The organism is Micromonospora sp. NPDC052213 (assembly GCF_040679695.1).
In the GTDB taxonomy this organism is placed as follows: Bacteria; Actinomycetota; Actinomycetes; order Mycobacteriales; family Micromonosporaceae; genus Micromonospora.
Genome location: NZ_JBFAVI010000252.1, coordinates 1 through 6,990, shown reverse-complemented (window position 1 = coordinate 6,990; position 6,990 = coordinate 1). Strand labels below are relative to the sequence as shown.

General features: G+C 72.8%; 8 protein-coding genes and 1 riboswitch. Of the genes, 5 read left to right on the top strand and 3 right to left on the bottom strand.

The genetic code is table 11. The features are described from left to right. Both AB0L34_RS32115 and AB0L34_RS32110 read right to left on the bottom strand, forming a co-directional pair. Positions 1–762: tetrahydrofolate dehydrogenase/cyclohydrolase catalytic domain-containing protein (locus tag AB0L34_RS32115; RefSeq protein WP_363709225.1), on the bottom strand; the 762-nt coding region annotated here is incomplete at its 3' end. A 14-nt stretch (positions 763–776) separates the two neighbouring features. Next, positions 777–861, bottom strand: a riboswitch (ZMP/ZTP riboswitch). Between the two features lie 15 nt (positions 862–876). Continuing rightward, the gene (locus AB0L34_RS32110) at positions 877–1,656 is read right to left on the bottom strand and encodes an endonuclease/exonuclease/phosphatase family protein (RefSeq protein WP_363709223.1); all 780 of its coding nucleotides are present in this window, start codon (positions 1,654–1,656) and stop codon (positions 877–879) included. Between the two features lie 316 nt (positions 1,657–1,972). Between AB0L34_RS32110 and AB0L34_RS32105 the strand changes: the two genes are divergently transcribed. The 3 genes from AB0L34_RS32105 to AB0L34_RS32095 all read left to right on the top strand — a co-directional run bounded on the left by AB0L34_RS32105 (position 1,973) and on the right by AB0L34_RS32095 (position 4,922). Next, positions 1,973–2,587 (top strand): CatB-related O-acetyltransferase, encoded by a 615-nt coding sequence (locus AB0L34_RS32105; RefSeq protein WP_363709221.1) that lies wholly within the window; start codon positions 1,973–1,975, stop codon positions 2,585–2,587. 275 nt (positions 2,588–2,862) lie between these two features. Further along, positions 2,863–4,038, top strand: coding sequence for a macrolide family glycosyltransferase (locus AB0L34_RS32100; RefSeq protein ID WP_363709219.1), 1,176 nt, complete (start codon positions 2,863–2,865; stop codon positions 4,036–4,038). 107 nt (positions 4,039–4,145) lie between these two features. After that, positions 4,146–4,922 carry a TSUP family transporter gene (locus AB0L34_RS32095; protein ID WP_357461918.1) on the top strand — a complete coding sequence of 259 codons (777 nt, stop codon included), beginning with the start codon at positions 4,146–4,148 and terminating at the stop codon, positions 4,920–4,922. Positions 4,923–5,019: 97 nt separating this feature from the next. Here the strand turns inward: AB0L34_RS32095 and AB0L34_RS32090 are convergent, their stop codons facing one another. Beyond that, complete coding sequence (locus tag AB0L34_RS32090) at positions 5,020–5,631, bottom strand: malonic semialdehyde reductase (protein WP_357461917.1); 612 nt, start codon at positions 5,629–5,631, stop codon at positions 5,020–5,022. 102 nt (positions 5,632–5,733) lie between these two features. Between AB0L34_RS32090 and AB0L34_RS32085 the strand changes: the two genes are divergently transcribed. Further along, a complete protein-coding gene (locus AB0L34_RS32085) occupies positions 5,734–6,090 on the top strand; it encodes a helix-turn-helix domain-containing protein (protein WP_350705627.1) in 357 nt (118 codons plus the stop codon). Positions 6,091–6,155: 65 nt separating this feature from the next. After that, entirely contained in the window at positions 6,156–6,932 is a 777-nt protein-coding gene (locus tag AB0L34_RS32080) for a GNAT family N-acetyltransferase (protein ID WP_363709216.1), read from the top strand. The last annotated feature ends 58 nt before the right edge of the window (positions 6,933–6,990 follow it).

Below are 6,990 nucleotides of genomic sequence, written 5' to 3'. Positions count from 1 at the left end.
GACGTCGACGAGACCTGCGCCGACGTCGGGCAGTAGGCGGCGTCCTTCGTAGCGGACGCCGCCGCCGATGACGGTGGCGCCGGGGCGGACGTGTTCGGGCTGGATGATGCCGGGTACGCCGGCGGCGGCGATGAGGATGTCGGCGCGGCGGGTGTGGGTGGCCCAGTCGGGGACGCCGGTGTGGACGACGGTGACGGCGGCGTTGGCGGTGGGGCGTTTCTGGGTGAGCAGCAGGGCGAGGGGGCGGCCGAGGGTGGCGCCGCGGCCGAGGATGACGACGTCGCGGCCGGCGACGGGGATGTCGTGGAAGGCGAGCAGGGCTTCGATGCCGGCGGGGGTGCAGGGCAGCGGGCCGGGCAGGCCGAGGGCGAGTCGTCCCATGTTGAGCGGGTGCATGCCGTCGACGTCGAGGTCGGGGTCCATGGTCTGCAGGGCCCGGTCGTAGTCGAGGTGGCCGGGGATGGGGTGTTGGATGAGCAGGCCGTGGACGTCGGGTGCGGTGTTGAAGTCGGCGATGGCGCGGTGCAGGTCGGCCTGGGTGGCGGTGGCGGGCAGGTGGACGTGGGGTGAGTCGAAGCCGAGTTCGGCGGCCTGGCGCTGTTTGATGCGGATGTAGCCGGCGCTGGCGTCGTCGTCGCCGACGAGGATGGTGGCGAGGCTGGGGGTGATGCCGGCGGCGCGTAGGGCGGTGACGCCGGCGGCGACGTCGGTGAGGATGCGCTCGGCGACGGGGGCGCCGGGCAGGAGTCGGGCGGTGGGCATGGTGCTCCTCTGTCAGCGGAGGCCCAGGCGGTCGACCTCTGCTCGTGGAGCTCCCCGATGGTTGTTGCCATCCCCTGGCCGCCAGTCGCGTCGGGTTCAGCTTGCCACAGGTGGTCAGCCGAGGTCGACCAGGAGGGGGCGGTGGTCGGAGATGGCGGACAGGGGGGTGTGTACGGCGGTGACGGGCGGGAGCCGGTCGATGCCGTGGCGGTCGGCGAGGATGTGGTCGAGTTGCACGCGGGGTTGCCCGGCGGGGTAGGTGGGGCGGCGGCCCAGGGGGCGCCAGCCGGTGAGGAGTCGGGCGGGGCCGGCGGGGAGGTTCAGGTCGCCGAGGAGGATGCGGGGCGCGGGCAGGGTGCGTAGGGCGCGGATGGTCTGGCGGAGTTGGTGGGCGTTCCAGCCGGGGACGAAGGACAGGTGGGTGGCGGCGACGGTGAGGTGGCCGTGCGGGGTGTCGAGGACGGCGGCGAGGACGACGCGGGGTTCGTCGTGCAGGAGGGTGAGTCCGCCGCCGGGCCCGGGGACGTAGACGGGTGAGCGTACGGGGGCGGGGCGCAGGCGGGTGACCTGCCAGCTGCGGACGCGGTGGCGGGTGACGAGGCCGACGCCGTAGCAGGGTTCGCCGTGTCCGTCGTCGTCGTGGCGCAGGGGGCGGAACTGTTCGCCGGGGGTGCCGACGACGGCGGCGGCGAAGCGGTGTTCGTCGGCGCCGAGGGCGCGGGCGGCGATGGCGGTGAGGTCGAGTTTGCCGCTGCGGCTCTGGTCGCGGTCGACTTCCTGCAGGGCGAGGACGTCGGCGTCGAGGGCGGTGACGGCGGCGGTGAGCCGGTCGGGGTCGACGAGGCCGTCGGTGAGGGACCGGCCGTGCAGCAGGTTGAAGGTGGCCAGGCGCACGTTTGCACCCTACGTGGCCGTGGGAGTGTTGCCGGGTGTTGAAGGTGCTGTGGTGTTCGGTGGTGCTGTTCGTCGCGGTGGGTGCGGTGGGTGTGTGGTTGCGTCGGCGGCGGGGCCGGTGACGGTGGTGCGGGGCCGGGGTGTCGGGGTGCCGGTCGGGTTTCCTGGCGGATGAGCCGAGCCGCGGCGTGACGTCGCGGCTTAAATCGATGTCCTGGGACGGCGTGGTGCCGCGATCATGGAGCGGACACGGACCCGTAACCGATGGGAGTCTCTTTCCGTGCCTGTGCCTGCCGACCCGACGATCCTCCATCCGATGCCTGAGCAGCCGCGGGTGGTGCTGCTCCGGCCGCTGGTGAAGTCCCCGCTGATCGAGGTCGGGGAGTTCTCGTACTACGACGACCCGGACGATGCGACCGCGTTCGAGACGCGCAACGTGCTCTACCACTACGGGCCGGAGAAGCTGATCATCGGCAAGTTCTGCGCGCTGGGCACGGGAGTGCGGTTCATCATGAACGGCGCCAACCACCGGATGGACGGCCCCTCGACCTTCCCCTTCCCCACCATGGGCGGCTCGTGGTCGGAACACTTCGACCTGCTCACCGGGTTGCCGAGCCGAGGGGACACCGTCGTCGGCAACGACGTCTGGTTAGGTCACGGCACGACGGTCATGCCCGGCGTACGGATCGGACACGGCGCGATCGTCGGCTCGGGCGCCGTGGTCACCGGCGACGTACCCGACTACGGCATCGTCGGCGGTAACCCGGCCCGCCTCATCCGCACCCGCTTCAACGACCAGGACGTCGCCCGGCTGCTGGCGGTGGCCTGGTGGGACTGGCCCGTGGAGCACATCACCGAGCACGTGCGGACGATCATGTCGGGCAGCATCGCCGATCTGGAGGTCGCCGCCCCCGACACTCCGCACGGTTGACGCGCGGGCAGGCGATCCGGTGCGGCGATCGTCCTGCGTGGGACGTCTCCGGATGGCGGTCGACGGTAAATCGTGGTGCCCGGAAGCCTGAGCGTGGCTAGAGTCGCGGGCATGTACTTCCTTCAGATCTACGGCTGACACGGTCGGGGCAGCGCCCCGGCTTCCGTCCCGCATGTCCCGTGTGCGTCCCCTCCGACCGTCGGAGGGCGGCGGCGCGCTGGCCTGCTGTGTCCTCTTCGCCGTAGACCTGAAATGAGTGAGCTTCCGTGTCTTCCGTGTCCCGTCGCCGTGCCCACATCGCGATGGTCGGCATCCCCGCCGTCAGTCACGTCCTGCCGAGCCTTGAGGTCGTCCGCGAGCTGGTGGCCCGCGGCCACCGTGTGACCTACGCCAACGACCCGGCGGTGGCCGGCCTGATCGCGGCCACCGGCGCCGAACTCGTCCCCTGCACGTCCGAACTGCCGGTCGCCGACAACGACTGGCCGGACGACCCCATCGCCGCGATGGGGCTCTTCCTCGACGACGCCGTCCGGGCACTGCCCCAGTTGCGCGCCGCCTACGATCCCGACCCGGCGGATCTGTACCTGTACGACATCGGCGCGTACGCCGCGCGTGCCCTCGCCGAATCGCAGGACCGGCCCGTCCTGCAGCTGTCTCCGACGTTCGTGGCCTGGGACGGCTACGAACGGGACGTCGTGGCACACCTGCGGCAACTGCCGGGCGCCGACGCGTACCGGGCGAGGTTCGCCCGGTGGCTCGCCGACTGCGGGGCGTCCACCACCGACGTGGACGCCTTCTCCGGTCGCCCCCCGCGGGTCCTTGCGCTGATCACCCGGGCGATGCAGCCACACGGCGACCGGGTGGACACCGACGCGGTGACCTTCGTCGGGCCCTGCTTCGACGCACGTGCGGGCGCGGACGGCTGGACCCGCCCGGCGGACGCGGAGCGTGTGCTGCTGATCTCCCTGGGTTCGGCGTACACCCGTCAGCCGGAGTTCTACCGCCAGTGCCTGGCGGCCTACGGCAACCTGCCCGGCTGGCACGTCGTCCTTCAGATCGGCAGGTACACCGACCCGCGGGAACTCGGCGACATCCCGCCCAACGTCGAGGTGCACTCCTGGGTTCCGCAGCGGGCGATCCTGGAGCAGGCGGACGCTTTCGTCACCCACGCTGGCATGGGTGGCTGCGGCGAGGGACTGCTGGCGGGCGTCCCCATGATCGCCGTGCCGCAGGCCGTCGATCAGTTCATGAACGCCGACCGGCTCGTGGAACTGGGCGTGGCCCGCCGTATCGACACTCCCGAGGCCACCGCCGAGACCCTCCGGGCGGCCCTGAACGATCTGGTCACCGACGCGCAGGTCGCCCGCCGTTCGGCACTGCTACGCGTCGGCGCGCAGGCCGAGGGCGGCACCCCGCGCGCCGCCGACCTCATCGAGAACATGCTGGCCTGAGCCTTGCCCGTCGCGGCCGGGGCTCGGGCTCTTTGTGTCGTGACTGCTGGTGAGGCTGGCCACAAGGGGTCTCGTGGGGCGGTCGGCGGTGGGAAGAATGGCGGCCCGTGGACCCCCTGTCGCTGACCACCCTGCTCGCTGCGGCCGCCATGGCCGGTTGGGTCGATGCCGTGGTGGGGGGTGGGGGGCTGTTGCTGTTGCCGGCGTTGTTGGTGGCGGCGCCGGGGATGCCGGTGGCGTCGGCGTTGGGGACGAACAAGCTGGCGGCGATCGCGGGTACGACGACGGCGGCGGTGACGTACGCGCGGCGTACGAAGATCGACTGGGCGGTGGCGGGGCCGTCGGCGGGGTTGGCGGTGTGTTGCGCCGGGTTGGGTGCGGCTCTGGCGGGGGCGGTGCCGGCGTCGGCGTACCGGCCGGTGGTGTTGGCGGTGCTGGTGTCGGTGGCGGTGTTCGTGGTGCTGCGGCCCCGGTTGGGGGTGGTGGCGCAGCCGGAGCGGCGGACGCGGTGGCGGGTGGCCACGGTGGTCGCGGTGGCGGGTGTGGGGATCGCCCTGTACGACGGGTTGATCGGGCCGGGCACGGGGACGTTCCTGGTGTTGGCGTTCACCGCGTTGGTGGGTGCGGACTTCGTGCACGGTTCGGCGATGGCGAAGATCGTGAACGCGGGCACGAACCTGGGGGCGTTGGTGGTGTTCGCCGCGACCGGGCACGTGTGGTGGCTGCTGGGTGCGGCGATGGCGGTGTGCAACATCGCCGGAGCCGCGCTCGGGGCGCGGATGGCGCTGCGGCGCGGCTCCGGCTTCGTGCGGATCGTGTTGTTGGTGGTGGTGCTGGCGCTGGTGGGCAAGCTCGGCTACGACCAGTGGGTGGCGTCGACCTGACCGCTTCCCCGGGTGCGAGGCCGGCCCCGGTGCCGGTTTCCGCGGACTGGCCGCTTCCCCGGGCGCGACGGCCGGCCTCGGCGCCGGTGGGTTGGTGTCAGGCGTGCCGGACGACGTCGGTGTAGCCGAGGCGGGGCAGGCGCGGGAACCAGGCGTTCTCGGCGGGCCGGCCGATGTTGACCACGAGCAGGCTCTTCCAGGTGGAGTCGGTGAAGAACTCCCGGTCGACGCCGGCGGCGTCGAATCCGCCCATGGGGCCGGCGGCGAGGCCGGCGGCGCGGACGGCGAGCAGGAAGTAGCCGATCTGCAGGGTGGCGTTGAAGCGGGCCATCTGCTCGCGGGACTCGGGGTTGCCGGCGAGGTCGTCGCGCAGCTGCGGCCGGATCGGGAACACCTGTGGGATGAACTCGTGGAAGTCGGTGTCGGCGGCGAGCACGGCGACCATGGGCGCGGTGCTGGTCTTGGCCTGGTTGCCCTCGCTCATGTGGGCGACCAGGCGCGTGCGGGCCTCGCCCGGGCCGACGAAGAGGATGCGCAGGGGCTGGGCGTTGACGGCGGTGGGCGGGAACTTGGCGAGTTCGAAGATCGCCTGGAGCTGCTCGTCGGTGACGGGTTCGTCGGTGAAGGCGTTGGCGGTCCGGGCGTCGGTGAACAGCTGTGCCTGGGCCTCGGGGTCCAGGGTGATCAGGGGCGAAAAGACGTCGGTCATCGGGGGGCATCTCCATGCAAGGGACTAGTTGGCTACGACGACAGTAGCAGCTAGCTTTTTAGTAGTCCCTGGTTCTGTCGGTCCCCGCCGTATCCTGGGACCATGACGGTCGAACGGGAGGTCGACGGCGCGCGTCGGGCGTGCCACGGGGGCATCACCCGGGCCTTCGCGTTTCTCGGCAAGCGGTGGAACGGCATGCTCCTGGGCACCCTCGCCGACGGTCCGGCCGGGTTCGCCGAGCTGGGTCGCGCCCTGCCCGGGATCAGCGAGTCCGTCCTGTCCGACCGGCTGGGCGAGCTGGTCCGGGTCGGGCTGGTCAGCCGGACGGTGCGGCAGGGCCCACCGCTGGGGGTGAGCTACGAGCTGACCGAGCGGGGCGCCGCGCTGGTGCCGGCCCTCGACGCGCTGGCCCGCTGGGCGGACGAGAACCTCCCCGCCGCGCCGTCCACGGGCTGCTGACCCGCGCCACCGCGCCCACGGGACCGGCCACGGGGCCGCCCGAGCGGATGTGTGATCATCAGCGGATGCCGGTGCGCGCCGAACACGACCGGGCCGTCCTCGCCGGGCTGCTGGGACGCGACCCGGTGCTGCACGCCTACCAACTGGGCGACCTGGACGACTTCTTCTGGCCGTACACCTCCTGGTTCCGCCGGGGCGAGGAGGTGGCGTTGCTGTACCACGGGGCCGACCCGCCCACCCTGTTGGCGTTCGCGGCGCCGCCGCGGGTCGCGGAGCTGGCGGCGCTGCTGCGGGAGCTGGCGCCGGTGCTGCCGGCCCGGCTGTGGGCGCACCTGTCCCCCGGCCTGGAGCCGGCGCTGGCCGGGGCGTACCGGATGGAGCCGGCCGGCCCGCACCACAAGATGGCGCTGACCGACCCGGCCCGGCTGGCCGCGACCCCGCCCGCCGGGGTGGTGCTGGACGCCGCGGACCTGCCCGCGCTGCACCGGCTGTACGCGGACGCCTACCCGGGCAACTGGTTCGACCCGCGGATGCTGGACACCGGCCAGTACGTGGGCATCCGCGAGGGCGGCGAGGTGGTGGCCGTCGCCGGGGTGCACGTGTTCTCGCCGGCGTACCGGGTGGCGGCGTTGGGCAACGTGACCACCCATCCCCGGGCCCGGGGGCGCGGGCTGGCCGCGGCGGCGGTGGCCGCGCTGTGCGGGCGGCTGCTGACCGACGTCACGCACGTCACGCTCAACGTGAAGGCGGACAACGGGCCGGCCGTGCGGCTCTACGAGCGCCTGGGCTTCACCCGCGTCGCCGACTACGGCGAGTACGCGTTGACCGCGCGCGGGCGGTGACGGCCGGTCGTCCGGCGACCCCCGGCCGCGCGGCCCGGCGCCCGCGCCGGCCGGCGCG

Excerpts from the sequence above, each read along its gene's own strand:
- AB0L34_RS32090 (WP_357461917.1), bottom strand. The coding sequence starts at position 5,631 with ATGACCGACGTCTTTTCGCCCCTGATCACCCTGGACCCCGAGGCCCAG.
- AB0L34_RS32085 (WP_350705627.1), top strand. The coding sequence starts at position 5,734 with ATGACGGTCGAACGGGAGGTCGACGGCGCGCGTCGGGCGTGCCACGGG.
- AB0L34_RS32080 (WP_363709216.1), top strand. The coding sequence starts at position 6,156 with ATGCCGGTGCGCGCCGAACACGACCGGGCCGTCCTCGCCGGGCTGCTG.
- AB0L34_RS32105 (WP_363709221.1), top strand. The coding sequence starts at position 1,973 with ATGCCTGAGCAGCCGCGGGTGGTGCTGCTCCGGCCGCTGGTGAAGTCC.